This is a genomic window from Stenotrophomonas pictorum JCM 9942 (assembly GCF_001310775.1).
GTDB classification, from domain to species: domain Bacteria; phylum Pseudomonadota; class Gammaproteobacteria; order Xanthomonadales; family Xanthomonadaceae; genus Stenotrophomonas; species Stenotrophomonas pictorum.
Genome location: NZ_BAZI01000543.1, coordinates 1 through 1,396, shown reverse-complemented (window position 1 = coordinate 1,396; position 1,396 = coordinate 1). Strand labels below are relative to the sequence as shown.

The window sequence follows — 1,396 nt, the reverse complement described above, 5'->3', positions numbered from 1 at the left end:
CTCGCCCCGCTGACGGCGGCCGCGGCCATCCGCATCGCCAACTCCTGAGCCGGTGACGCGCTACTCTTGGCGTCCGCTTCCTGCCTGCGGTCGCCCGATGTCCAGCCCCGACTCCCCCGGCTCTCCCGACAGCGTGAAGTCCCCGTTTCGACCGCGGCCTGTCGTCGGCATGCAACGCCGCGGCGAGCAGCGGATGGGAAAGTTCCTCGAAGCGGCCACCGAGGTCCTCAACGAAAAGGGCTACCAGGCGCGCGGCTGTCGGACATCGTCAAGCGCGCCGGCGGATCCATGGCCACCCTTTACCGGGCCTTCGGCGACAAGGAAGGGCTGGCGCACGCGTTGATGGAGCAGAGTATCCACGACTTCGGGCAAAGCGTGGAGGAGCTGCTGCAATCCACGCTGCCGCCGGAACAGGCCCTGGAAAACGCGGCCTGCCGGATGGTCGAGGAAATCCTCAGCCCGGTCCGCATCGCCTGCCACCGCATCGTCGTTTCCGAGGGCCCGGCCCATCCCGAACTGCGGGACTGGTTCCTGGCCCATGGGGTGGAGCCGATGGAGAGACTGCTCAGCCAGTATTTCGCCCGCGAGGCGCTGGCCGGCCGGCTGCACATTGACGACAACGCGGCCGCGGCCAAGGACTTCTACACGCTGATCCTTGGCGGCCTGATCCTGCGCTCGATCAATGGCCGCATCGACGCCAGCGACATACCGCAGGCGCAGCAGCAAGCGCGCGCATCCGTATACCGGTTTTTGCAGGGCACGCTGCCCCGAGACCGCCCCAGCCCCTGACCCGCGCCGCTATCACGCACGAAGGCGCTTTGTCATTGATTGCTGGCCACACCAAGGGCGCCGTCTTGAGCTAATCTTGCGGCAGCAAAGGCGCCTGCGCTTGGCGGGGCTTGGCGGCGGGGCCCGCGATGGCACTGCCTTCGTCTTCCTCAGCGAGCGAGCGGATGTTCAAAGGTTTGATCGGTTGGTTCCACAAGCTGGGTTCTCCCGCCTACTTCGATGCCTTTGCCGCACGCTGGTCACCCTGGTGCTATCTCGCCGCCCTGCCGCTGTTCGCCTTCGGCCTGTGGCAGGCGCTGGCGGTGGTGCCGGCCGACTACCAGCAGGGTGACAGCTTCCGCATTCTCTATATCCACGTGCCGGCAGCCTGGATGAGCCTGTTCGTGTTCGCGCTGATGGCGTTCTACGCCGCCCTCGCCCTGGTCTGGCGGATCAAGCTGTGCGAGATCCTGGCCATGGCCTGCGCGCCGATCGGTGCCGCCTTCACCGTGATCACCCTGCTCACCGGCAGCATCTGGGGCAAGCCGATGTGGGGCACCTGGTGGGACTGGGACCCGCGCCTGACCACCGAGCTGATCCTGCTGTTCCTGTATCTGGGCGTGATCGG

At 66.8% G+C, this 1,396-nt stretch carries 2 protein-coding genes; both read left to right on the top strand.

Annotation, left to right across the window (positions count from 1 at the left end; all coding sequences use genetic code 11):
* The first annotated feature begins 66 nt into the window (after positions 1-66).
* On the top strand, positions 67-789 hold the full coding sequence (locus JCM9942_RS15865; RefSeq protein ID WP_083468595.1) for a TetR/AcrR family transcriptional regulator: 723 nt from the start codon (positions 67-69) through the stop codon (positions 787-789).
* A gap of 164 nt (positions 790-953) precedes the next feature.
* Positions 954-1,396: cytochrome c biogenesis protein CcsA (ccsA, locus tag JCM9942_RS15860; RefSeq protein WP_172675168.1), on the top strand; the 443-nt coding region annotated here is incomplete at its 3' end.